Consider the following 24,555-nt stretch of genomic DNA (forward strand, 5'->3'; position numbering starts at 1 on the left):
TAAATGCGTTGATGATCATGTATTTCTTTAAAAGAATGGCGCTCTGATTGAGAGGTTTCCATGGCTAAGCCTGTATTGCTAGATAATGTTGCTCACCAAGATTTGCGGGTGAATATTCAACACTCTGAAGCCTTTGGGGATGGTGTGAATCAGGCATTGGTATTTCCTACTGAGTTCATGGAATTGCAGCGGGAATATCCGATATTAATCCGTAAATCTGATGATGGTGATTTTTATGCTGTTGTCCTTTTAGGGTTGGATCGAGATGAAAACCTTTTCTTGAGTGAGGAGGGCTGGAATGCGCGTTATATTCCAGCAATCCAAGAAAGAGGGCCTTTCTCCATTAGCCTGCGTGAAAATGAAGTGGACGGTCAAATGCAGGTTGAGCCACTTATTAATGTAGATATGGAGCATCCTCGTATTTGTGCCAATGGCGGGGAGAGTGTGTTCCTACCGCATGGTGGTCACTCCCCATATCTGGAAAGTGTGACCCACGTACTTAAACGTATTCACGTAGGGGCGGGGGCTGCGAAAGCTTTTTTTACATCTCTTAATGAGATGAAATTGATCGAACCGATAACTCTCGAAATCAAATTGTCTGACTCCGAGCAATATACAGTGCCTGACGTTTACACGATAAGCCGAGAGAAAATGGCTTCGTTAAGCGGGGAAGATCTTGCGAAATTGAATTCGCTTGGCCTGCTAGAGCATTGCTATGCAATCATGGCTTCGGCAGGCAATGTGTCTCGTTTAATTGAGCTGAAAACAATTAAAAGGCATCAGTCTGCATAGGGTGGAGGCTATAAATTGGCGTCTGATTACAAGATTGATCGAAAAACCAAATGTATCGAGAATGCTTCATTTGAGGATGTCGACTTCAACGCTTTAATTGAAGCCGGTGAGCCTGTCATTCTTAAGGGAGTTCTGCGCGAGTCTCCACTTTGTAAGGCGGCAGATACATCTGCCAAGTCCGCGATGGACCTTATCTTGTCGTATTATAATCAGCGGCCCGTTATTCATTTTAAAGCTGAAGCTGAAATAAAAGGGCGTTTCTTTTACAACGACACCTTAGATGGGTTCAATTATAGAACTGATAGAGTTCGACTTGAAGAAATTTTTGAGCAAATATTGGCGGAACCTCATGGGCCAGCCCATTATGTCGGTTCAGCAGATGTAGGAGATTTTTTTCCTAACTTGATAGATGGATCGAAGCTCCAATTTCCTCAAAATATATCTGGAGCACGTCAGCCTATGATAAGTCTTTGGATGGGCAATCAGACGACGACGGCTTGTCACTATGATATGTCAAACAACATAGCAGCTTGCATGGTTGGCAAACGTCGGTTCACACTTTTTCCGCCATCCCAAATTGCCAATCTCTATCCTGGACCCTTGGAGCCAACGCCCGGTGGTCAGGTGGTGAGCATGGTCAATTTTAAAGAGCCTGATTTGGAACGTTTCCCTCATTTTCCTCTCGCGATCAAAGAAGGACAAATTGCGGATTTGGATGTCGGGGATGTGCTGGTTTATCCAGCAATGTGGTGGCATCAAGTAGAGGCATTGGAGCCTTTCAATGTGCTCCTGAATTATTGGTGGAATAATGTGCCAGCTTATCTTGATGACCCAGTCAATGTAATGTTGCAGGGTATATTGAGTTTGCGAGACAGACCAGAACACGAGCGTCAGGCATGGCGTCATGTGCTCGATTACTATGTTTTCAATGGGCCAGAGGCACCCATTGCACATCTACCAGAGCATATTCAAAACATGCTTGCTCCACTTGAAGAGCAGTCAGCGCGCAGACTTAGAGCGAAGATAATACACAAGCTCAACAGATAATGAGCACAAGGGGAGCAGGCGGTATGCAACAGAGGGTCAAAAAAGTCGTTATCGCGGGTGGTGGCACTGCCGGTTGGACAGTTGCTGCCGCATTGTCGGGCCAATTAGGGGCTTTGTTGGATATCACAATCGTTGAAAGTGATGCGATCGGCACTGTCGGTGTCGGCGAGGCTACTATCCCTACGCACAAAGCTTTTCATCGTCTTCTAGGCGTTGATGAGCAAGCTTTTATGCGTGCAACACGTGCTAGTTTTAAGCTTGGTATCCAATTTGAAAACTGGGGCAAGCTGGGGGATAGTTATTTTCACTCATTTGGGAAAATTGGAAAATCCACTTGGATGGGCGATTTTCAGCACATGTGGCACCAAGCTAAGGCTGAAGGTGGTGGCGGTGACTTAGATGACTATTGCTTTGAATTACAAGCGGCTAAGGCCGGTAAATTTGCCACCTCTGAGAAAGCAAACATAAATTACGCCTACCATCTTGATGCTAGCCTTTATGCTGGTTTTCTTAGAAAATACAGCGAAGAGCGTGGCGTAAAGCGGATCGAAGGTAAAATAAATAATGTGCATGTGGACCCTGAAAACGGGTTTATCACTCAGCTGGATTTAGATAATGACCAAAGTATTGAAGGTGATCTTTTTATAGACTGCACAGGGTTTCGTAGCCTGCTTACTGGGGATGCTTTAGGAGTTGGTTACGATGATTGGAGCCATTATCTTCCGATGAACCGAGCCATTGCGGTTCAAACAAAATCTTCAGGTAAAATAGTACCTTATACGCGTTCAATTGCGAGAAAAGCCGGGTGGCAATGGCGTATTCCGCTGCAACATCGCGTAGGCAATGGTCATGTGTATTCAAGTGCGCATATGTCGGATGATGATGCCTATAAAATTCTCGTGGATAATATCGACGGAGAGATGGTTTCAGATCCTCGTCCAATAAAATTCACAACTGGCCGGCGCAAACAATGTTGGACAAAAAATTGTATAGCTTTTGGTTTATCTAGTGGCTTTTTAGAACCGCTGGAATCTACGAGTATTCACCTCGTCCAGATAGGAGTGACACGCTTAATCCAAATGTTTCCTTTTGGTGGGGTGAATGAGGCTATTCAGCGCCACTATAATTTCCACAGTGAGAAGGAGCTTGAAAGTATTCGAGATTTTCTAATTCTTCACTACAAGCTTAACACACGAACCGATTCCGATTTTTGGAAAGAGTGTGCAGCTATGGATATCCCTGACACGCTAAGGCATCGAATTGAATTATATAAAAATAACGCGATCGCTTACCAAGATGGCTTGGATTTGTTTCGTGTCGATTCATGGATGCAGGTATTTAGGGGGCAGGGACTTGAAAGTGATGGCTATCATTTAATGGGACGTATGCTGCCGCAAGCTCAATTAGAGCATGCGTTGGAAACACTCAAAGCGAATATAGGGAAAACAGTGTCAGGGATGCCGCGTCATGAAGACTTTTTGAAGCAATATTGCGGCATTGACGATGTCTAATCTATCCGGTGCTATTCGTTCTGTTCTCATCGTTGGAGGGGGAAGCGCTGGCTGGTTAACCGCAACTATCTTGGCGTCTAAGCACCACCACAGCTCGGATGGTGAAGGGCTGAAAATTCGACTGATTGAAGCGCCAGATATTCCAATTGTTGGCGTTGGTGAAGGGACGTGGCCCGGCATGCGACACACGCTTCGCAATGCAGGAATAAAGGAAGTGGATTTCTTAAAAGAGTGCCATGCCTCTTTTAAGCAAGGTTCCAAATTTGTAGGGTGGAAAACGGGTGGAGAGAAGGACTTCTATTACCACCCATTTGATTTACCAGAGAAATTCTATGATGCGGATGTAAGCCAATATTGGTTAGAAGGTGACCAAGAACAATCATTTTCCAAAGCGAGCTGTGTTCAAGAGCATTTATGCGAATTGGATTTATCTCCCAAATTAATGAGCTCCCCTGAATATGCGGGTGTTGGTAATTATGGCTTCCATTTAGATGCAGGAAAATTTTCTGAATTCTTGAAAAGGCACTGCACAGAAAAGTTAGGCGTAGAGCTTATTCAAGATAATGTGACGCGTGTGAATATTCGTGAGAACGGCGATATTCTTAGTGTAACAACGAAAACGGGCGATGAATTATCGGCGGACCTTTTCGTAGATTGTACTGGCTTTCGGTCTTTGTTGTTAGGGGAAGCGCTAGGGGTTGGTTTTGTTGATAAGAGTGCGCAAATGCCAATCAATTCAGCGCTTGCTGTTCAAGTCCCATACTCTGAGGAAGTGCCCATAAAATCAGCAACGATTTCAACTGCGCAAACAGCGGGTTGGGTGTGGGATATAGGTTTATCCAATAGAAGAGGCGTAGGGCATGTCTATAGTTCAGCCCACATCACCGATGGTGAAGCTGAACAGCAATTGCAACGGTATTTGGGGGTGTCGGAACCGCAGTTTAGTAATTTAAATCCTCGCAAACTGGTTATCCAGCCGGGTTATCGAGAGAAGTTTTGGCACAAAAATTGTGTCGCAATTGGGTTGTCAGCAGGATTTTTAGAGCCACTGGAAGCGTCTGCCATGATGATAATTGAGGCGTCAGCAAATTTTGTCGCTGATCATTTCCCGGTGACGCGTGCAGCGATGGATAAAGTATCGAAGAAGTTTAACGCGCGTTTTCATTATCGTTGGCAGCGCATCATAGATTTTTTGAAATTACACTATGTTTTATCTGATCGTAAGGAGGCGTTCTGGCGAGAGAGTGCAAGCAGAGAGAGTATGTCCTCTCGGTTGATTGAAGATATGGAATTTTGGTCGTGCCAAGCGCCTTCAGCAAAGGAGTTTGACCGAGTTGATGAACCGTTTCCAATCGCTAGCTATCAGTATGTCTTGTATGGCATGGGATTTAAAACACAAAAAAGACCTTTGGGCTTTTCCGAACAAGAAAAGAATGAACTTTTGACAGCGCAAAGAACTGTCCAGCGGAATGCATCTCTTTTGGCAAGCAAGCTTGTTCCGAATAAGCGTTTACTAGATTTAATAAACGCGAGCACCTGAAATAAAAAAGCTTCCAGCTAAGTTTAGTTCACTTAGCTGGAGAGTTGTTTGCCATATAAAAACTAGAGCTTATTGAAGCTGCGCAAGAAATGATAATTTTCCTGCTTCTGTCGGCGCGACAGCTTGGGTGAATGTCCACTTCACGTGAGTGATCGCATCAGGCTGGTCATTGGAAACGTTGTTGTCAGCTGTGAAGCTTTCAGCGCCATCCATAGAATAGCTAGTTGTTGCTGCGCCAATCTCAGTCGCGGAACCTGCTACAAATATAGTTTGAGCTGGCACAGGGATAACAAATTCAACGCCATCAGCAGGTTGCGCTAAATTGTTTTTATAATCGAGAGAATAGCGAACGATATCTCCAGGCGCGACAGCTATAGCTTCTTCATAGCTTTCAACAGTATTACCGTTTTCATCTGTAGTAATAACTTGTTTTTCAACGGTTTGTTCAGCTTCAAACTTTTGAGCTAAAGCAGGTTGCGTGATAGCAGCCATGCTAATGATGAGTGGCAAAATAAAATGTTTCATGAGAGCTCCATATATTGAATTAGAGGCAAATTTATTAAAATCGTTGGTATCACTTGATGCGTGCGCGGAAAGATACCGCAAAACTAGGGTCAGGATCGCCTGCTGCCATTTGGCCTTTGGGGTTAAAACAAATGTGCGTTACGTTTGAATCATAACCCGCACTTGGCACGTAATTGCAAGCGGCAAAGTCAGCTGGGCGTTGTGCTTGGTTAGAAAAACCAACATCACTATTATATGTGAAGGTTAGTCCTGAACTTGAATCAACAAAACCAACTGGATCGCTACCTGCATAGGTATTGGGTCCATCTGTATCTATATCCCCATTGAAAAATTCAATTTCATCAGGAAGTCGATCAATCAGAAGAACTGTATCAGTGTCGACGCTTCCATCCCCTGTATTTGCGACATTTAAAGTATAGATCACATCTTCACCGGGAAGGGCGTAAACATCACCGCTATTGGTTGGGTCAAATACTGATATGGTTTTAGAGCCAGTGAGTTCGGCATTCAAACCTAACACAGTGAAAGAATAATCCTCTACTTCACCATCGGGCGCTACATCGTTAAGTCCTAGATCTAACTGCGTGGACCAGCGAAAACGTACATGACTTGTTTGATTGATGACGAGTGTTTCCGGTGCCGTTGCTGAGATAGTAATTGTATTTGCCGTTGCATCACTATCGTCCGTACGTCCATTCACACCAGTAATTCCATCCTGAGCATTGGTCGCTATCTGTTCACCGGCATCTAGGAAGTCACCATCACCATTCCAGTCGACCCAAGCTTGCAAATACCCCCCAGACCCTGTGACAGAGACAGGAAATGATAGCGAAGCACTCGGGGATATTGCTGGCATTGTTACACCGTCTTCATCAGCGCTCCCAAGGGCATCATCACCCGTAGAGTCAGCGGAAGCGAGGGAAGAGGGATCGGAGTCAGGTTTTTCCACTCCCATGTACACAATTGCGTCAGGTATTAAGGCTGAATATGTAAGGCTTGCAGCAAGCGTAACTGCAGCTGGCTGAATAGCTGCACTAGATACTGTGTGCTGCGCATAGTGACCGCCGCCATTGCCATAGCTGTTAGGGGCATCACCAATATCGATGGGCAGTAAGAAACCCATTCCAACGGCTGTAATTCCATTGGATGTAAGTTCAACGTTTAAGTTTGCTATATCTTCTGAAAGAACAAGGAGTGTTCCGGGGCCGCCATTGGCTGGGTCAACTTCAATTACTTGCGAACCTCCCATTGGGAAAGCGGCAGAAACTTCTCCTTGATATTCAATAGGTTCCCAGTTTGCACCATCGGTTACGGCAGATAATATCTCATCACCATCCAAATCCTCAGCTTCAAATAATATGAGATCGAGTGAAATTGGGCTACCATTTTGGATTGCGCTCCATTCGATATCAAATCGAGGGTCATCTCCAACGATTGCATTGCGCAGGCCGACGGGGTTAATACCTCCATACATGCTGGGCCAAATGTCTCCACTCCAATCGCCAGAGTTGTAGGATTGAATTGATTGGGTAATATTTGATACTTGCGCTTGTACGGTTATGCCTGCGGGCAGGGACCAAGTTTTATTTACAATGTCTCCAGCTTGAAAAACGCTTCCGCCGCAAGACCAATCAAACCACCAGATAGCGTTGCGGAACCCACCTGTACCCGATGTGGCATAGCCGCTCCCTGTGGCTGATGAGCTTGTGGTACAGTTGTGCGTGATGGATGGTTCTATCGTGAAGGAGTAGTCCTCGACCTCTCCATCAGGTGCGCCGCCTTTTGCGCCATGACCCGTTGTGCTGGCCCAGCGAAAGCGCGCAAATGTCAATGCTGTCGTGGATGATTGAGGTGGTGTGACAGCAATAGATATTTGAGAATTAACCACGCCATCGGCATCACCCAATCCACCATCGACGACATCAACCGCTATGGCTTCGTTTGAGTTAAATGTGCCGTTTCCATCCCAATCTATCCATGCTTGTAGATAGCCGTTTCCAACAACGGATACAGGGATAAGTGTCTCTACATTTTGCTTGAAACTAGGTAGGGTGACGCCTTCATCTGTGTCATCTGAAGCAGTACCGGAAGAAACAGTTGCATTGGTTTCTGCATCAACCCCTGTACCTAAAAATAGGCTGGCTGCTCCGGTTGTGATTTGGTGGGTTGGTCCTTGATTAACGATGCGCGTTCCATATCGTGATGGGGCATCACCAAAGTCTGATTCATGACCACACACGCTGATTTCAAATCCATCACCTCCAGCGCCTTCAAGACCGCCGCCTGTGAGTTCAAAATTAACTTCAGAATGGAAACCGTTGACCATGACAGAACCAGCAGCAGTTCCTTGAGATGATATAGCAGAAGATTCTGCGCCGGCACTAGACTCGCCAATTGTTCTGAAGAGACGGTTCGTCTCAGTTTCAAAATGAGTTAAACCAGCAAGCCGTGTGAGCGATGCACCAGGCGTTACCACTTCGATATAGGCTGAGTTTGAAGACGTGCCGTCAACACCCCCAACACGGTCAAAGTGAACAATCGGGTTGAGAATAGGGCGGTCGAACGTCAAAACCATATTGCCGCTCACGCCATCAACGCTTGATTGTGTCGTGGCTTCCGCTGTCGTATCCCAAAAGAAAACCATAGATAAAGAGGGCGCACCTTGAGCGGATGTTTCGCTAAAAGCAGGAACTGAGTTCAGCACGTCAGTGCCGCCTGTGAAATTCCCACCTGCTTGCGCGGATAAAGTCGCGGTGACGCCAACGCCGCTAGATGTGGTCGCTGTCCATGTGTTGCCCGATCCCGTCCACGTTCCTGTTAGGGCCGTACATGTTTGTGCGCCATTGGGAGCGGGCTCAGACCAAGCATTTAGCGCTGCAACGATTGTTGCAGAGGAAATGGCAATAATATATTTGGCCGTTTTGCGAACTATTTTCTTGATCATGTTATTTCCCCTCTTTTGGCGAAACCCAAGCCAAAAGGCCATCAAGGTCGTTTTGATCTAATTTCAACCTTAACTTTATGAACATGCCGTTTCTACTATCTAAAGCGGCGTCAAAATCATTGTCTTTAAAGCCCGTAAAGTTGTAACCCGCGCTAATCCATATGTTTTTTGTTGGAGATAAACCAACGCTCGGTCCAAATTGGTATTCAGTTGTGGACGTTGCTGTGGATGTTAAGACCGATCCACGCAGACCCAAGTCAACATATCTTGTAACGTCATAGCGGTATTCAGCTCCGATCAAATTCGTCCAACCCGAATATTGTTGGCCTAAAAGGTTAGCTTCAGAATATTTGATGCCGTGGAATGCAGCGAGCTGAGATCTTTCAGTTGGTGCCATGTTGATCCCAAGATTGTTGACTACTTTCCATGACTCACCATTGAGGTCAGCTCTTTCCATTTGGAAATCTAAGCGGTTGAAAATTGAGATAGACTCATCTTCAGGGCGGCGCACAAAACCAAGTCTCGCTATTAGTTTGTCTGTCGTGCCATTGGCTTGTTCATCAGATTGAAGACGAGCACTGGCTGCATAGCTGATTGTTTCAGTCATCTCGCGTGCTGCACCTAAAATGAATGCAGTGCGTGTTGATGAAATAGTGTCACGGTATTCAAAGCGACCTGATGCGGCGGTCCCCTCATTTCTGTAACCAAGTCCAACATATCCAGATGTATATGAGTCATCTTCTGTGAGGGCGCTGCGTGTGCCTTCCGCGATAGGGGAGATGGCATCATCTGCAAGTGGATCTACTGGGTTGTCACCTCCATCAATGCGGCTGCGGTTCATAAGACCCAGGCTTGCACTCCAATTTTCAGAAATGCGGAATGACTGATCTAGGCCAACTGTAGCTGCAAGACGTGAGCTTGCATCTTTCGTAATGCGGTCCAATCCCGTCACGACTTGTCCACCTGTCCAAGGTTGAACAGTCACGCCTACAAGTGTGTTATTGCCAGATGCATCTGCACCATTGGTGATTTCATGGCGGAGGTTGAGCGTTACGCGCTCACCAAAAGCTTTATCGAGACCAAGAATAGTACGCTCAGGGGATGTAGACACTTGGTCTTTATCGCTGCTGATTGGTTGCTCGTGAGAGGCGAGAACTGTGACGCCAGCTTTTTGGAAATTCTTGCTTGCGTTTACAGTTGCTAGCAAAGACTCACGATCGCCAGTTGTGAGGTGCTCTTTTACGGAGCGTAGACCTACGCCTGCTGTGAAAGAGTGTCCGTTTTGGATAAGCGCAATATCAGAAACTGTGCGGTTTTGATCTGTACCGAGGTTTGTTTCGCGGTACGCTTGACCTTCTACGCGGCGGATAAGGCGGTTGCCTGTTTCTTCATTAGTTTTTTCGCTGATACGAATGGACGCTTGCGCACCTACGCGGCGAATGCCGTTAGTGTTGCTGCCTGTTTGGCCTAAACCAAAACCTGCTTCTTCTTCTCTTATATAAGCTTGCGCTGATACACCGTCAGAAGCGTGTCTCAATTCTATGAGGTATGCATTAGATTCTACGTCATCTTGACCTTCCTCAGCTGAGGCGTTGTTTGATGAAGCAAATTCGGCAACAAGTTGCGTTTTTTCTGTTATGTCCATTTTGGCATCAACAGATGTTAGGCGTGAAGCGCTTTTTGATGTTGTTGATGCGCCGTCTTCGCTGATGAAGTTTACACCAACTTCAACCTTGTCATCAAAGCCGCGTACTTCTGCACGTCCACCATAAGTGATGTTGCGGTCTGCATCGGCAAATGTCTCATAGTCAACAACAATCACATTGTCATTGAAGCTTGCATCCGTTGTATTCACCGGAAAACGGAAAATGATTTCACCTGTGTCTACATCAAGTTCATAATCTGTGTAGCGCTGCAAAGAGCGGCTAGATAGAATTTGATCTGGACGGTTACGGTCACGTGTCTCAATGATGATTGTTTCTGAATTGCGCACAAGGTTGGTTTGGCTCAATTGATATGGGCCAGATGTACCATCCGCTGGAATTTCATCTTTTACAAAGCCTTGGTTTGTTTCCGCAGCAAAACCAGTAAGCGAGAAATTCTCACCTTCATAATCGGCCTTCAAGCCTGATAGCTGGCGTCCATAGCGACCAAGCTCTGAGTCTGCGATATCTGTGTTGAAATCACCGAAAAGAACTTTTGTGGTATCTTTTTCAAGCTTTACATAAAGCGGGTAACGGCTTTGTGCTTCATGGCCGGATTCTGAGCGGTCTCCATAGAGTGTGTAATAAGCATTAGGATCAATTGCATCGTATAATTCATCGTCTTTACGTCCACGGCGTTTCGCTGTGTCTACCGCAAGCGTTAGCAACCAGTCGCCTTTTACGAGACCTTTCGCAAAGAATGCAATGCGGCCAGATTTGCTTTGTCCGTCTGTTGTGTCTGCAAATATATCGTTTGAGCTCACTTCAGCGAGTTCACCAACAGCTAGACCAACAACAACCCAGTCGCGCTTTTCTGGACGAAGATAGGCTTCAATTTCTTCATAACGGTCATCTGTAAGCGGTACGCGCACACGTACTTTACCTGTGCGAAGTGTAGGCGCTAGCTCAACCATTGCGATACCTTCGCGGTTGATGCTGATACCGCGTGCTTCAACAATACCCACATCTACAGGAGCTATGTCTGAAAGGCGGTTTTCTGTGTTCAATTTGTATGGCGCTGTCACGTCAACTTCGATGATACGGCCAGCGTGAACCGGTTGCTTCTCAGAGTTTTCGAGTCTGATCGCTATGATTGGAGCCGTACGTCCATCTGCAACGAGAATTGATTGGTCATCTACGAGACGCGCGCGTTCACCTTGCTCAACAAACCATATTTCTTTGTTCAGTTTTTCAACGCGACCATCTTTATGCGTAATGATTGCTTCAATTGTGTTGCGGCCAGATTGAATATCTACACCTTTCCAACGCTTCAGAACGACTTTTTGGTCGGCTGAAAGCAAGCGAGGCTGGCGGTTTGTTTTTTCAACTGGGCGGCCGTTTAAATTTAGGTCGATTTTGCTGCCAGCTGGAAGCTTAATACCAATGTTAAGGCTGCGTCCTGCTGGTGCGAAAGATGTGTCTGGATACACCCAAGCTGTGTCAGCGTTTTGTGTGTTCAACCATGCATCATCATATGCGAGGTATTCTTGAGCTGCGACAGTTTGTGACTGTGTTTCTTCTGTTGCAACAGTCTCTGTACGTTCAAGGTAGAAGTTTGCCTTCCAAATGCCGCCGCCAATAATGTCTATGAATTGAGACGCAGCATTGCCGGCATAACGTGTGTTCTCCTCACACTGGATAGGTGTGTAGCCAGCAGGTAGAGTGGCAGGGTCGATTTGAAGAATGTGTGTGCCTTTTTCAATTCCCTCAAAGTGGAATGCACCAGTCTCATCAGTGACCACAAACTCACCTGTTTCCATATAGATGCGTACACCTTCAACACCCGGTGTTGTTTGGATGTCGCGTGTCCATTCATCATCCGTGTTACAGGCGTTTTCAGATACACGGCCAATTACGGTAGACTCTGAACGCAATAAGTCTTCTTTGATGTTGATAACAGCTTCTGAAGTGTTCGAGATTTTGCGACCATAAGGATTGATAGCTGACGCGATGTTGATGGCTTCACCATTAGGTGCACCAGCGCCGATAGCAGCCACATAATTGATCTCTTTAGACTGACCAGCTTGGATATCTCCCGCATCAAAAATAATGAGGTCTGCACTCGCTGTTACAGCATCTTCTGGAAGGCGCTCACCGCCCATTTGTGCAGAATTGTCCTGATAACGCACACCTCTAGGAAGTTCGTCTTTAATCAAAAGCGGCAATAGGTGTTCGCTGTCATTGCTTACCTTGATTGTGTAAGTGACGAAGTCACCAAGGGCAGCTTGCACATTGCCTGCTGTTTTCGTCACAGTGAGGCCACGTGTTGTGTCTAAAGGAACGTCAAAGTGTAGTGGTCCAGAAGCGTCAACAGTGAATGTGAGGCCGTAAGAACCATCAATGATTTCAAATGGGCCATTGTTTAGCGCTTCAAAATCACTTGCACCAAAGCCTGATGGAAAGATGTAGCCTTGTGGCGGTGTGATTAAAAGGCGGTACTCACCAGGATACACAAGTGGGAATAGGAATTGGCCATCTTCTAAGTCATATACCAAGCCAGACGCGTCTGTGACGACACTTCCTGTTAGAAGTGTTGATGGGTATGCAGACATTGCGTCGATACCGAAAACTTGGGTGGGCTGTAATGTATCAGCGTCTACAATCGTAACTTCAGCGCCATTGATAAGCTCACCAGTCAATGAATCAAATAGCAAGCCATAAGGGTCTACAAGTACTGAATCTTCAGATTGCTCTGTTGCATCGAAAGGATCAACATATTCAGCTTTGATGGATGTTGCATCAGGTGTACTTAGAACGGGGTCGTTTGTTGTGGAGTTTTCAGATGTAGACGGCACATACGCGTAGAAAATGCCGCTATCAGGTGTGTCTTCATACAAACGAATAACGATGCTGTCGCCAGATTTTGTTGTAATGGTCGATGTAACTGTTTCGATGAGGTCTGGGTCACCATTTTGACCTTTGTCTACAACACGCACAATCATCATTTCACCAGCAAAGAAAGATTCTGCTGGAATGATTGGGACGGGTTTATCTGATGATACCGGCATGCCCATTGACGCTGAATCGCGTGGAATAGGTTGGAAGCTGCCGCGCGTATTTGTTCCATCAAAGCTGTAATCACTTCCATTCAACGAAATGAACTCAGCGTCTGGAGCTGTGGGAGCTTGACGGAAAAACTCGATAACTGACGGTGACGGGCGCGCGGTCACAGTGAAGGTCGCGTCGTTCGTTGGGAATGTGTAATTTCCACTTGAGTGGTCGTATGAAAGGCTCGCGCGATTGACGACTTCTGTGCCAAGAGGCGTTGTTTGCGCCAATGCTGCGGATGCATTGAAGCCAAAGAAAGCGAATGCTGCAGCGATGTTTGTGATAGATTTTTTTGCCTTGATAAACATCATAAATTCTTTCGCAGCTTCCGCCAATTGAAATGGCTTGTTGTGATTATTGTGAAAAAAGCGAAGAGGTCGTCTCTGGTTGGGGGGGACAAAACGACCTCTTCTGATCCGAGCCTCGTTACCTAACGAGTGCTCGAATGTAGAGTTGAGCGACAGTGTCTGTTGCTCCAACTTGTGCATCCAATGATGTGGCGATCAGAGAGACAGTACAGTCTTCAGCTGCTGCGCCATCACAATCGGTTGTGCCATCGGCTTTTTTGTAAGTGAGTGTGCCTGGTGTGCTAAACCCGTTGGTTGTAGCTGACACGAAAGCTATATCGGATGGTAGCAAGTCGACGATGTCTAGGTTTTCTGCATCCGAACCTGCTACTTCACCTGTGTTACGCACTTCGATTGTGTAGAGCACACATGCGCCAGGTGTTGGGTATTCAGTGGTTGGCTCAGAGCTTGGAATAGCAAGTGCATTACAGCCAGAAACATCTGAGTCTGTTTCTAAAACCCATACACGCTTTTCGGCAACCAAGTCTGGAGATGTTACGACATAGCTGGAAGGTGCGGACATAAGACCGTCTTCATTTGCTTCTTCTGAAGAGCCTGAACCATCGGCAAATACGTTCTCAGCAACACCATCAATAGTGTTAGCTGAATCGCCATCTTTGGCTGAAACACCACCAACACTTGGGGCGCTTCCTTCAAATACCCATTGGCTAGGGTTACGTGTTTCCGCGACAAGAACGAGGTTGTCTACGCTTTGCTCGCCAAGTTCAGACGGGATGTCGCCTGAGATTTTCACTGTAAATGGCAAGTCAGCTGGAATGTCACAAGTATAACTCGCGCTTCCTGCGGCTGTTCCAACGACAGTCGCTGTTAGGGCAGCGTCAACAACTTCGCCCTCACAAGCATCAGATGTGTCGCCATCGCCATTTAGGTCATATGCTGCACGAGAATAAGTGAGTTGAAGGTCTGTAGCGTCAAAATCATCGCCTGCAACATCAGCAACGCTAAATGAATATGATTGATAATCATTTCCAAGGTTGGTGACTGAGAATTCAAGTACACGGTCTTGTGCATTGGAAGGCACAATAAGATTGGAGTTATTAGCTGTTACACTTAGGTCGATCATACGGTCGACGGTAAAGTTGGTTGGGCCAGCAGGGTTGATGACAGGGCTAGGGTCACCAGCTTCAGCAGTGTAGTTGGGGTCGTTAGTAATTGTACCCTGATCTACATTGCTAACTTGGTAATCCAATGTGAAAGTGTTTTCGACAGATTTACCAGCATCAGTTCCTACCGCATGTGCCGAACCTGCCATGAGGATGGTTGAGCATAAGAGAGGTAGAGCTGACTTGGGTGTCTTATATAAAATACGCATGTCCATTCTCCGCGAGTTGTGATTTTATTTATTCAACTACCCTGAGTATTGGGGTTGGCGGTTTCTGGGTTCTGAATTGGAATCCTTGACTTTTCTCATTTAGATTTAGGATAAAGGATGGGTGCAGCGTAAGGTTGAGAAATAAATTGTTATAAAACAGTACTGTATTTTCAAGTTTGCTGTTGTTATGGTTAAAATCAGCAATATGGAAACGTGAACGTATGGGGAACATGCATACTAAGGTATGAGCTATGTTTACGCATTTAAGTGGAAATTAAGACCGTTAGCGCAGGCTATACTCAAAAATGCATGTCTTTAAATAAGTGCCCTGTAGTTGTGTGAAGGTAAATAAATGTTTGACCGCTATTTGATTATTGATGATCACCCTTTGTATTGTGATGCTTTAAGGTTGGCGCTTGAAGGCATAAATCCCAAAGCACAGGTCAACGCTGTGACAACTGCAACAGACGCCCATGTTTACCTAGATAAGGGCGGTCTCCCTGAGATGGTTATATTGGATTTAATGTTACCAGATACGGATGGGTTGAATGGGTTTCTGGCGTTAAAGAAGCGATTACCTGATGAAACCAAAATGGTTGTTATATCAGGTCGAGAAGAGCCTAGCATTGTACGTGCGCTGCAATCGGCGGGTGCAGATGCATTTATCGGTAAATCTTTGGCGATGGATGAAATGATCCGTAAATTGCGAAGAGTTATGTGGGGGGAAGTTATATTTCCCAATTTCGACCATGCAGATGCAGAAACTCAAAGACAATCGAAATTGATTGACGGTTTGTCACCGGCTCAAGTGAGGATATTAGCTGCGCTTGCTGATGGGCGGTTAAATAAACAAATCGCGTATGATTTAGAACTTGCAGAAGCAACAGTGAAAAGTCATCTCACCGCTATTTATAAAAAACTCGGTGTATCAAATCGTACACAAGCAATATTGGTTGCCCGTCAGATTATGCCTAAAGAGTAGCAAAAAGTTGAAGCTTACTTGAAGGGCGAAATGAAGTTAAGGAATGCCGCAAATTGACTGATCCCAATGACATGTCTGCTGAAACCTCTCGGTTAGAAGAATTATCTGCTTTCAATTTGCTCGACACACCGCCGGAACCGTTCTTTGACAAAATAACGCGTTCTGCTGCCGCCATATGTGACGTTCCTATCTCTCTTATTTCTCTCGTCGATCGTGATCGCCAATGGTTTAAGTCTACTGTTGGATTGAATGCGGGGGAGACGCCACGTGATGTTGCGTTTTGTTCGCATGCAATTGAAGGAAAGACACACTTTCTAGTAGAGGATGCAACAAAAGATCCCCGATTTAATGAAAACCCACTTGTAACAGGTGAGCTTGGAATTCGATCCTATGCTGGTATGCCTTTGATTACGAGAAAAGGGCATGCAATCGGGACATTGTGTGTCATTCATACAAAGCCGGTACGATTTACAAAGTCTCAATTGGATCAATTGAAGGTTTTGGCTGAGATCCTTGTTGAGCATATGGAAGAGCGCCGACGCTGGTTTCAATTACAGAGTGCTGGTGCGCGACTGGTCAATTTTATTACGCAATCACCTAGTGCTATGGCGCTCCTCGATAAAGAGATGCGGTATCTTGCGCTTAGCCCGCGTTGGGCGGCTGATTATGGCCTGAATGCTTATGAAGTTATCGGAAAATCACATTATGATGCGCTACCTGAAGTTAGTGAGCAGGAAAAAGAGGTCAATAATAGATGTTTGAATGGGGCTATTGAGCGCCAACGTAATTATAAATTTATGCGCGCAGATGGACGTGCACAATATCTCAATTTTGAAATTCGGCCTTGGTATGATGATGACCAAAAAGTTGGTGGTATTGTTATTTATACGGAGGATGTAACGCGCGAACAGGAAATGATTAGTTCGCTGAAAGCCTCCGAAGTGCGTTTGCGGCAATCGCTTTTACTGTCAGGTTCTGCTGCTTGGGAGGTCGATGTTCAGCGTCAGACTATCCACTATTCTGCAAATTTGGCTGACTTTTTGGGCCGTCCTCCTCAGGGGGAAGAGGTGCTTAGTGATATCTGGCGGTTCATTTATAAAGATGATGTGCAGGCTGTAAAAAAGGCGTGGAACTTACATAGGGCTGGTGGACCTCCGGTAAATCTCGATCATCGTTTCCTTCATGCTGAAGGGCATCCGGTATGGGTGAGAAGTACGGTAGAAATTCAAAGAGATGAGCAAGGGACTCCTATACGTATCATCGGCATGTCGCATGATATTTCTGAAAGTAAGGGTATCGAAATAGCGTTGGAGAAAGCCTATCAAGTGGCGCAGGCGGCCGATGATGCAAAGACAACGTTTTTGGCGACAATCAGTCATGAGATTAAAACACCAATTCATAATATTGGTGGGTTCGCTGAAATTCTAAAGGAAAGTAAAAACCTTTCTTCTACTGAGCGTCACCATGTCGATCTAATATTTAGATCATGTGAAATGCTTGAATCCTTGGTCGGTGATGTTTTGGATGTCACGACAATGCAAGCCAAGGGTATGACTTTGAGACCCGCTATTGTTGATGTAGGGCAGTTAGCAAAAGACCTAGAAAATTTATTTGCAAGCAAGGCCAATGAGAAAGACCTAGATTTTACTGTCAATATTGCAGGTGGACTTGCCGGAAACCATATTGTTGACCGAACAAGACTACAGCAAGTTTTGTCTAACCTTGTTGGGAATGCGCTAAAATTTACAGATTGTGGGAGTGTACGTCTGTCTGTTGATACGCTGGTCAATGATGAAGCGCGGCAAACACTTCGGTTTAAGGTTGAGGATACAGGGGAAGGTATTCCCTCCAATCAGTTACAGCATATTTTCAAAGAGTTTCACCAGGTTGAACGTGAAAGCACAACGCTCGCTGCGGGTGTGGGGTTAGGTCTGTCTGTCTGTCGCGGCCTTGTGGAATTGATGGGCGGGCAATTGCAAGTCACATCCTCTGAAACAGAAGGTACGACATTTTGGTTTGACCTTGATTTGGAGATTGTTCAGACAGCCCAACAGTCTGAAGAAGTTAAGGTGGAGCCTTCAAAGGATAAAGCTGCTAGCTTCTCAGGGCGGCGCGTATTACTCGTTGATGATCTGGAGCTGAACCATGAGCTGATACGCACAATTCTCTCTCCCTTGGGATGTGTGATCGATTCCGCTTTTGATGGTCCCTCTGCAATCCGAGCAAGCCAGAACGCTAATTATGATATCATCCTCATGGATATCCGCATGCAGGGTATGGATGGTATTGCAGCGACAAAAGCGATCCGGGACTTGGGAGGAAATCTTGCTGATGTTCCAATTATCGCGCTGACAGCAAATGTCATTTCTTCGCAGATCGACACCTATTTTGATGCGGGGATGAATGATGTTGTTGAAAAATCTGCTTCCAGAAAAGGCTTACTGAAAACGATTATTCGATGGCTTCCCAATGCCTCAGAGCAGACTATTCCCGAGACGGACTCCGTTGAAAAAGATAAAGATCTTCTCGATGGTTTTTATTACCAGCTTCATGCCTTCGTTCAGGATTTGACCATAAAGCCTAAGGTCGAAGACCAAATGTATTTATTGTCGGTTCAGACGGCATGCCATCAAATGTCAGGCATATCAGGGGCGCTGGGTTTTGCTGATCTAGCCGCATTAACAGGCGATCTTGATAAGAAAATTTCCGAAGATGGTGAGTTGAGTCAGACCATGGTTGAGGCATGCGTGAAAGCCTCCAAGGAAATACTGGAACGGAGTAAAATAGGCGTAAAATAGAGTAAATCCAAAGTATTGATTTAAGTATATGGCATGATGATTGCTTAGCTTAACTGCGCCTTCACAGTAGGTAGGCAGTAGAGCTAAAGAATTGAGATCGCCGAATGGCTGAGTCGATACGAGATGCGAGCGTAACTGTTGTTATCCCAACCTTTAACAGGTCGGCCCTGTTGAGGGAGTGTCTGGATGCTGTTTTCACTCAATCAGTATTGCCTCAAGAGGTCATCGTCATGGACGATGGTTCACGCGATGACACGCAACAAATTGTCCAAACCTACACGCAAGATATCCAGCTCATACATCATGAGAATAAAGGAAAGGCTGCATCCTTAAATGTCGCTATACAAGCGGCAACCCATCCGTGGGTTTGGATTGTGGATGATGATGATTTAGTGGTCTCAACAGCGCTTGAACGACTAAAAAATACACTCGCTGACAATGGCGATATTGATTTTGTGTATAGCCAGCATGACCGTTTCCGGACTTTGGACAATGGCGGTATAGAATATTTTGACACGGGGTATTGGGTTGAGTGTGAAGATGTTGATTTCCATCTGGCGACGATGGAGGACTTTTTTGCACATCAGCCCGGAATGCTCGTCTCCAGAGATGCATATATAAAACTTGGCCTGTTCGACGAGGGGTTAAAGCGCTCTCAGGATTATGACATGCTTGTGCGTCTTGCATGCGGCTTCAAGGGGGCTTTGTGCAAAGGTATTTCCTTTCATCAGCGCTTGCATGATGGAGATAGAGGGGCAGACAGCGACAGGTTTGAAGTTGCTCAAAGAGAAGCGCGCTGGATCGAGGCGGATAAAGAGATTTTCCGTCGATTGAGACATCAGCTTCCAGTTTCAGACTATTTGCCGCGAAACATCAGCCGATACACATGGAATATGGCGCGTCAGGCATTGCTTCAGCGCGCCTGTATTATGGGACGCAAAAAGCTTTGGAATGAAGCATTTTTAGATATCACCCGCGTCTCTCAAATGACGCAATTAGGTCAGCTCACCGCGACTGAAAAAGCAATTTTGAAACGTCTTACTGGCTCAAAATATGGATGTGAAGACATATTGAGATCCTCAGATGTCATTTCAGGATTTACTGAAATCGGAGAGGCTTCCCCTCTGGGTAGTTCGATAATTTACAATATTGCCAATGGGATGAAGTGGCGGATTAAGCAAGCAGGTTTGAAGTTTGATCTCGCCTTAGCAATCCGCCTCATGCGTATTTATTTGCGACTAATCTGGGCTGCCTTTAGGGGAGCAATGCAGAGCCCTCATTTACAGCCGTCTCGCCCAAATATGGTCTTTGTAAAACCTTCAGATAAGTAACAAGGAGCGGATGTAGAATATGCGAATTGCTTTTTTTGTTCATTGGTTTCCTGTCGTGTCAGAAGCGTTTATTTCTAATGCTGCAGCAGGGCTTATAGATGAGGGCCATCATGTCGATATTTTTGCATTAGATGGCGCAGGCCCGGTCGAGCATGGGCGTCATAGTCTTGTGTCTGATTACGGACTAGAAAAACGCGCAAAAATTTTAGATTGCAAGCACCGCCCCAAAAAGCGTTGGCTTGATGCACCTAAAGCCTTTTTCAAAGTGTTTCGTGCGCATGGTTTTAAGGCGTTTAATGTATTTCGTAAATCACACTTTGGGCCAGATGCGCCGTCATTGATAGCGCTTCATGAAGCAGCTTTGTTCGCCGATATGGGGGAATATGATGTGCTTCATTGTCAGTTTGCCACGTTGGCTGAAATTGTAATGCGTCATCGGGATGCTGGTTTGATCTCTGGTAAAGTATTCATCCACTTTCGTGGATATGACATTTCCAATGTAATTCAAGAACGCGGGGAGGATGTCTATGCAGACATTCTTTCTAAAGCAGATGGCTTTGGGGCGGATTGTGAGTTTTTCAAAAAAAGAGCTGTGAAGCTAGGCGCTGATGAACAGCGTTTTTCTATTTTTCCATGTGGTGTGGCAGTTGAAAAGTTTAAGTTTATTTCAAGGTCGTGGAATGAGGGGGAGCCGCTCAATATGCTGTTCGTTGGGCGTATGGTGGAGAAAAAAGGGCTTCGCTATGCTATCGAAGGCATTGCACAAGTCGTGCATGAAGAGGGCGTGGACATAAGGCTTGTGATACTGGGAGGCGGACCTTTGGAGGGTGAGCTTCGTGCCTTAGCGACACGCCTTGGAATAGTTGATCGCATCGATTTTGCGGGGCCAGCACCGCATGAACGAATTGCACAAGAGTTTGACCGCGCACACTTATTTATCGCGCCTTCAACGACTGCGTCCAATGGCGATCAGGACGGGCCGCTCAATACCGTGAAGGAGGCAATGATTAGCGGATGTCCTTACATCACGACGGATCATGGCGGTATTCCAGAGCTTGTGAAGGGTGTTGGTGCTGGTGAGTTGGTTGAAGAAGCCAATGGCGCAGCAATTGCAGCAGCCATTAGACGCCTCATAAAACAACGAAATAACTGGGCCGGAATGGGCCAAAAGGGGCGAGAACATATTCTAAAACACCATTCCATCAAAGCGGCCACTGCAGGAACGGTAGTGGCTTATAAAAAGATGTTGTCACTTAGTGCAATTTCAGTGGAGGAATAAATGTTATGACGCAACTCTTGAAAACCCCTTCTACAAGCGATGCCTCTAACAAGCCTATTGTAACGATTGTGATGATGCAACGCGATAGGCTGAGTCTGTCATCCCAGTGCTTAGATAGCTTATATGAAACAGCAGATGTACCCTTTCGATTGATATATGTGACAGGTGGTGCACCTAAGAAATTTAGAGAATGGCTAGATGGTCAGGCCATGCGGCGTGGGTTTGAGCATGTTGCTCATGACCGCTTTTTAAGTCCAAATGAGGCGCGCAATTTGGGTGTTAAAATGAGCCGAACCCCTTATGTGTTTCTAGCTGAAAATGATGTGATGTATAAAAAGGGCTGGCTGTCCGAGCTCGTGAAATGTGCAGAAGAGACCGGTGCTGATGTTGTGAACCCGCTGACATGTCAGGGATTTCCCTTGCATGAGGAAATTCACTTTTTTGATGGATCATTTTACGACCCAGAGACGTTTTTCAAAACCCCGATGGGCCAGCGTGACTTCCAAGAGCATATAGGGTTGCAGGGCAAGAAGGTAACAGAAGTTGCCGATCAGCTGGTACGCAAACAGACAGGTTTTCTAGAGTTTCATGGCGTGCTCGTGCGTAAGTCCATTATGGAAAAAGTGGGGCCGTTAGACACTGAGGTGATTTCCATAAAAGAGTATTTGGATTTTTGTCTCATGGTGTTGAATGCAGGTGGAAAAATTTGGTCAGAGCCTAAATCAGTGGTGACCTTTATATATCCGCATGGCCAATACCCAGTTCGTTTGATTGATTGGCCATATTTTATGTTGCGCTGGTCCAAAAATTGGGAAGAACGCTCTATTCGCCGTATACAAGAAAAATGGGGTTTGCGTTCAAGTGGGTTTATTGCGCATCGCAGAACTTTGATGGATTGGCGTTTGCCCGAAGGCGTTTTGAAGCCTGCATTGAAGAAAATTCCTTTGCTTGGAGGGCGTTGGGGATTTCGCACGCGCATGGCAAGTTTTCTCTATCCAGCGGCGCAGTTCTTTGCCTCCATGTTGGCAAAAAAATATGAACGTGACAGGCTGGCTGCATCGAGAAAATTGCAGAAGACTGATCTAATCTAGTGAAGAATACAGCGGATGCATCGCTTCTTGCGCAAGCGGGAAAGGCTGCCATTTGGTCTGCGCTTGGCAAATGGTTTGATGCTGTTGCAGGGCTAGTCTCGCTGTTTGTGCTCGTGCGCATTCTAGGGCCAGACCTTTACGGCCTGTTTGGTATGGCATTGATAATGCTTGCAATTCCGTTTGGGATTGTGGGTGGGCCTTTGGCCGAATGCTTGATCCAACGCAAGCAAATAGCGCCAGGGCATGAGGCTGCAACTTTCATCACAGATGTGTTGTTAGCTTTCTTATTAAGTGGGTTGCTTGTGCTCGTGACGCCGCTTGTCGCGCAATTTTTTGGTCAGGCGGAACTGAACCAAATATTACCTGTATTTTCGCTTGTTTTGCCTATATCTGCGCTGGGGTCTGTGCCGGCTGCATTGTTGCAAAGAGATATGCGGTTCAGAGAGATTTCCTTGATTGACGCTGGTGGGACAGCATCTGCATCCTTGGTGGGGATAGGGATGGCCCTGTCGGGATATGGTGTCTGGTCACTTGTGTTCATGGAGTTGACCAGACGTAGTTTTAGAACTCTCAGTTTCTGTTTAATCGCAAAGTGGAAGCCTCGTTTTGATGGAGGTGAAAAGCTAAAAAAGGCGCATTTCCAAGACTTATTTCACTTCAATGCTTATTCTATAGCGACAAAAATTCTCGGGCAATTGGACGCTTCTCTCCCCGGGGCTATAATTGGTGCTATACTTGGGACGCAGGCACTTGGCATATTCAATCTTGTAACGCGCATATTTACACAGGGATCGTCCATACTTTTAGCACCTCTTCAAGCAATTACGTTACCCCTTGCTGCGAAGTCTCAATCAGATCCAGATGTCTTAAGAAGTCTTCTTTCAAAAGGCACACGCCTTTCCACCGCAATTGCATATCCATTTTTCATTGGGGCGGCGGCGGTTTCTCCACTGATGGTTCCAATTTTCTTTGGACCCGAATGGGGCGAAGCAGTTTTACCTATGCAGCTGATGATGCTCATGGGTGTGCGGGCGGCAACCGCTTCGTTTAATGGGGGCATTATTCGTGGCGCGGGCCGGCCGGAATTGCAGGCAAGTATTGTTGCTTTGGGGTTGGTTGTTTCTGTTGTGTTGGTTGTTTTAGCAGCACCTTATGGCGTGTCAGCAATCGTGGGGGCGATACTTGTACGGGGAGGGATAACGTGGTTAGCGGGGGCGGTGGTTGTTAGGCAACTCTTTGGATATGCAGCGATTTCTCAGTTTGTCATTGGCTGGGAAAGCTTGCTTAGTGCTGGGGTTATGTTTGCGGCGGTGAGTGTATTTCAGGCGCATTTTCTAACGGATATGTCACCGATTTTGGCATTATTGTTGTCTGTTTTTGTGGGGGTTCTCGTTCATTTTGTGTGTTTGAGAATTCTTGCTCCAAATTTGGTTGGAGATGTTTTGAAGATTTTGAAACGTTGAAAACATTGTAAATATTTTCATGCGTTTATTCTTCGCTCCGCGATTCCACACTTTCCACCTGTGAGCGTGCTGGGTGGCTGATGGCGGCCTGCGGGCGGCGATGTTGTGGGCAGGTGTAATCCTGCCTTGGGGCAGGGCTGGGTTTGGCGCTATCGTGTTTGCTTCCAGCTGGAAGACTGCGCATGCTCAGCCGGTAGATGCATAAAAAAAGCGGGACTAGAAAATTAGCCCCGCTTTTAAAGTGAGAATGTCAGTTGGTTTACACCTTGATGCCAGCCTCTGCTGCATCTTTGACAAATTGGTCGAGGCCAGCTTGTGTCAGAGGGTGTTTTACCAAAGCCTTGATAACACCTGCTGGAGCAGTACCTACATCTGCACCCACTAACGCACATTCTTTTACGTGCATTGGGCTGCGGATAGAAGCCGCAAGAATTTCAGTATCGAAACCATAATTATCGTAAATGACTCGGATTTCTTGAATGAGCTCCATGCCATCAATGTGGATGTCATCTAAGCGGCCAATGAAAGGTGAAATATACGTTGCGCCTGCTTTGGCCGCGAGCAATGCTTGGTTTGCAGAGAAACACAATGTGACATTGGTTTTGATGCCTTCCTTGGAGAAGGTTTGACAGGCTGCCAAACCATCTAAAGTGAGCGGCAATTTCACAACAATATTGTCTGCAATTTTTGCTAGCTTACGCCCTTCAGCTAACATGCCTTTTGTATCAAGTGCGATGACCTCAGCAGAAACCGGACCGTTTGTGACGGAGCAGATTTCTGTAATGACTTCGACAAAATCACGTCCTGATTTTTTGATGAGT

At 46.0% G+C, this 24,555-nt stretch carries 16 protein-coding genes; 11 read left to right on the forward strand and 5 right to left on the reverse strand.

Annotation, left to right across the window (positions count from 1 at the left end):
* Positions 1-60: 60 nt before the first annotated feature.
* Genes ACFQS8_RS14105 through ACFQS8_RS14120 form a run of 4 tightly spaced genes read left to right on the forward strand, consistent with a single transcriptional unit; the run spans position 61 to position 4,890 of the window.
* Positions 61-792, forward strand: coding sequence for a SapC family protein (locus ACFQS8_RS14105; protein ID WP_382168458.1), 732 nt, complete (start codon positions 61-63; stop codon positions 790-792).
* Between the two features lie 15 nt (positions 793-807).
* Positions 808-1,839 (forward strand): cupin-like domain-containing protein, encoded by a 1,032-nt coding sequence (locus ACFQS8_RS14110; RefSeq protein ID WP_382168460.1) that lies wholly within the window; start codon positions 808-810, stop codon positions 1,837-1,839.
* 23 nt (positions 1,840-1,862) lie between these two features.
* A complete protein-coding gene (locus ACFQS8_RS14115) occupies positions 1,863-3,350 on the forward strand; it encodes a tryptophan halogenase family protein (RefSeq protein WP_382168462.1) in 1,488 nt (495 codons plus the stop codon).
* A complete protein-coding gene (locus tag ACFQS8_RS14120; RefSeq protein WP_382168464.1) occupies positions 3,343-4,890 on the forward strand; it encodes a tryptophan halogenase family protein in 1,548 nt (515 codons plus the stop codon). Before ACFQS8_RS14115 ends, ACFQS8_RS14120 begins: the two co-directional genes overlap by 8 nt.
* A gap of 69 nt (positions 4,891-4,959) precedes the next feature.
* Here the strand turns inward: ACFQS8_RS14120 and ACFQS8_RS14125 are convergent, their stop codons facing one another.
* From ACFQS8_RS14125 to ACFQS8_RS14140, 4 genes are all read right to left on the reverse strand, one after another.
* A complete protein-coding gene (locus ACFQS8_RS14125) occupies positions 4,960-5,415 on the reverse strand; it encodes a hypothetical protein (protein ID WP_382168466.1) in 456 nt (151 codons plus the stop codon).
* Positions 5,416-5,464: 49 nt separating this feature from the next.
* Positions 5,465-8,359: a GEVED domain-containing protein gene (locus ACFQS8_RS14130; protein ID WP_382168468.1), complete on the reverse strand. Its 2,895-nt coding sequence runs from the start codon at positions 8,357-8,359 to the stop codon at positions 5,465-5,467.
* Position 8,360: 1 nt separating this feature from the next.
* Positions 8,361-13,421, reverse strand: a complete 5,061-nt coding sequence (locus ACFQS8_RS14135; protein ID WP_382168470.1) for a hypothetical protein — start codon at positions 13,419-13,421, stop codon at positions 8,361-8,363.
* 115 nt (positions 13,422-13,536) lie between these two features.
* Positions 13,537-14,790 carry a hypothetical protein gene (locus ACFQS8_RS14140; RefSeq protein ID WP_382168472.1) on the reverse strand — a complete coding sequence of 418 codons (1,254 nt, stop codon included), beginning with the start codon at positions 14,788-14,790 and terminating at the stop codon, positions 13,537-13,539.
* A 352-nt stretch (positions 14,791-15,142) separates the two neighbouring features.
* On the opposite strand from ACFQS8_RS14140, the gene ACFQS8_RS14145 reads away from it, so the two are divergent.
* From ACFQS8_RS14145 to ACFQS8_RS14175, 7 genes are all read left to right on the forward strand, one after another.
* Positions 15,143-15,772 carry a response regulator transcription factor gene (locus ACFQS8_RS14145; RefSeq protein ID WP_382168474.1) on the forward strand — a complete coding sequence of 210 codons (630 nt, stop codon included), beginning with the start codon at positions 15,143-15,145 and terminating at the stop codon, positions 15,770-15,772.
* A 53-nt stretch (positions 15,773-15,825) separates the two neighbouring features.
* Complete coding sequence (locus tag ACFQS8_RS14150; RefSeq protein ID WP_382168476.1) at positions 15,826-18,570, forward strand: ATP-binding protein; 2,745 nt, start codon at positions 15,826-15,828, stop codon at positions 18,568-18,570.
* A gap of 104 nt (positions 18,571-18,674) precedes the next feature.
* Positions 18,675-19,901: a glycosyltransferase family 2 protein gene (locus ACFQS8_RS14155; RefSeq protein WP_382168478.1), complete on the forward strand. Its 1,227-nt coding sequence runs from the start codon at positions 18,675-18,677 to the stop codon at positions 19,899-19,901.
* A gap of 19 nt (positions 19,902-19,920) precedes the next feature.
* Positions 19,921-21,180, forward strand: a complete 1,260-nt coding sequence (locus ACFQS8_RS14160; protein ID WP_382168480.1) for a glycosyltransferase — start codon at positions 19,921-19,923, stop codon at positions 21,178-21,180.
* 5 nt (positions 21,181-21,185) lie between these two features.
* Positions 21,186-22,271 carry a glycosyltransferase family 2 protein gene (locus ACFQS8_RS14165; protein WP_382168482.1) on the forward strand — a complete coding sequence of 362 codons (1,086 nt, stop codon included), beginning with the start codon at positions 21,186-21,188 and terminating at the stop codon, positions 22,269-22,271.
* Positions 22,271-23,734, forward strand: coding sequence for an oligosaccharide flippase family protein (locus ACFQS8_RS14170; RefSeq protein WP_382168484.1), 1,464 nt, complete (start codon positions 22,271-22,273; stop codon positions 23,732-23,734). Before ACFQS8_RS14165 ends, ACFQS8_RS14170 begins: the two co-directional genes overlap by 1 nt.
* A gap of 73 nt (positions 23,735-23,807) precedes the next feature.
* Positions 23,808-23,939 carry a hypothetical protein gene (locus tag ACFQS8_RS14175; protein ID WP_382168486.1) on the forward strand — a complete coding sequence of 44 codons (132 nt, stop codon included), beginning with the start codon at positions 23,808-23,810 and terminating at the stop codon, positions 23,937-23,939.
* Positions 23,940-23,993: 54 nt separating this feature from the next.
* Here the strand turns inward: ACFQS8_RS14175 and fsa are convergent.
* Positions 23,994-24,555: fructose-6-phosphate aldolase (fsa, locus tag ACFQS8_RS14180; RefSeq protein WP_382168488.1), on the reverse strand; the 562-nt coding region annotated here is incomplete at its 5' end.

The sequence above is a fragment of the Hirschia litorea genome (genome assembly GCF_042665075.1).
Taxonomy (GTDB): Bacteria; Pseudomonadota; Alphaproteobacteria; order Caulobacterales; family Hyphomonadaceae; genus Hirschia; species Hirschia litorea.

Excerpts from the sequence above, each read along its gene's own strand:
- ACFQS8_RS14145 (WP_382168474.1), top strand. The coding sequence starts at position 15,143 with ATGTTTGACCGCTATTTGATTATTGATGATCACCCTTTGTATTGTGAT.
- ACFQS8_RS14115 (WP_382168462.1), top strand. The coding sequence starts at position 1,863 with ATGCAACAGAGGGTCAAAAAAGTCGTTATCGCGGGTGGTGGCACTGCC.
- ACFQS8_RS14125 (WP_382168466.1), bottom strand. The coding sequence starts at position 5,415 with ATGAAACATTTTATTTTGCCACTCATCATTAGCATGGCTGCTATCACG.
- ACFQS8_RS14155 (WP_382168478.1), top strand. The coding sequence starts at position 18,675 with ATGGCTGAGTCGATACGAGATGCGAGCGTAACTGTTGTTATCCCAACC.
- ACFQS8_RS14105 (WP_382168458.1), top strand. The coding sequence starts at position 61 with ATGGCTAAGCCTGTATTGCTAGATAATGTTGCTCACCAAGATTTGCGG.
- ACFQS8_RS14165 (WP_382168482.1), top strand. The coding sequence starts at position 21,186 with ATGACGCAACTCTTGAAAACCCCTTCTACAAGCGATGCCTCTAACAAG.
- ACFQS8_RS14130 (WP_382168468.1), bottom strand. The coding sequence starts at position 8,359 with ATGATCAAGAAAATAGTTCGCAAAACGGCCAAATATATTATTGCCATT.
- ACFQS8_RS14140 (WP_382168472.1), bottom strand. The coding sequence starts at position 14,790 with ATGCGTATTTTATATAAGACACCCAAGTCAGCTCTACCTCTCTTATGC.
- ACFQS8_RS14135 (WP_382168470.1), bottom strand. The coding sequence starts at position 13,421 with ATGATGTTTATCAAGGCAAAAAAATCTATCACAAACATCGCTGCAGCA.
- ACFQS8_RS14120 (WP_382168464.1), top strand. The coding sequence starts at position 3,343 with ATGTCTAATCTATCCGGTGCTATTCGTTCTGTTCTCATCGTTGGAGGG.
- ACFQS8_RS14160 (WP_382168480.1), top strand. The coding sequence starts at position 19,921 with ATGCGAATTGCTTTTTTTGTTCATTGGTTTCCTGTCGTGTCAGAAGCG.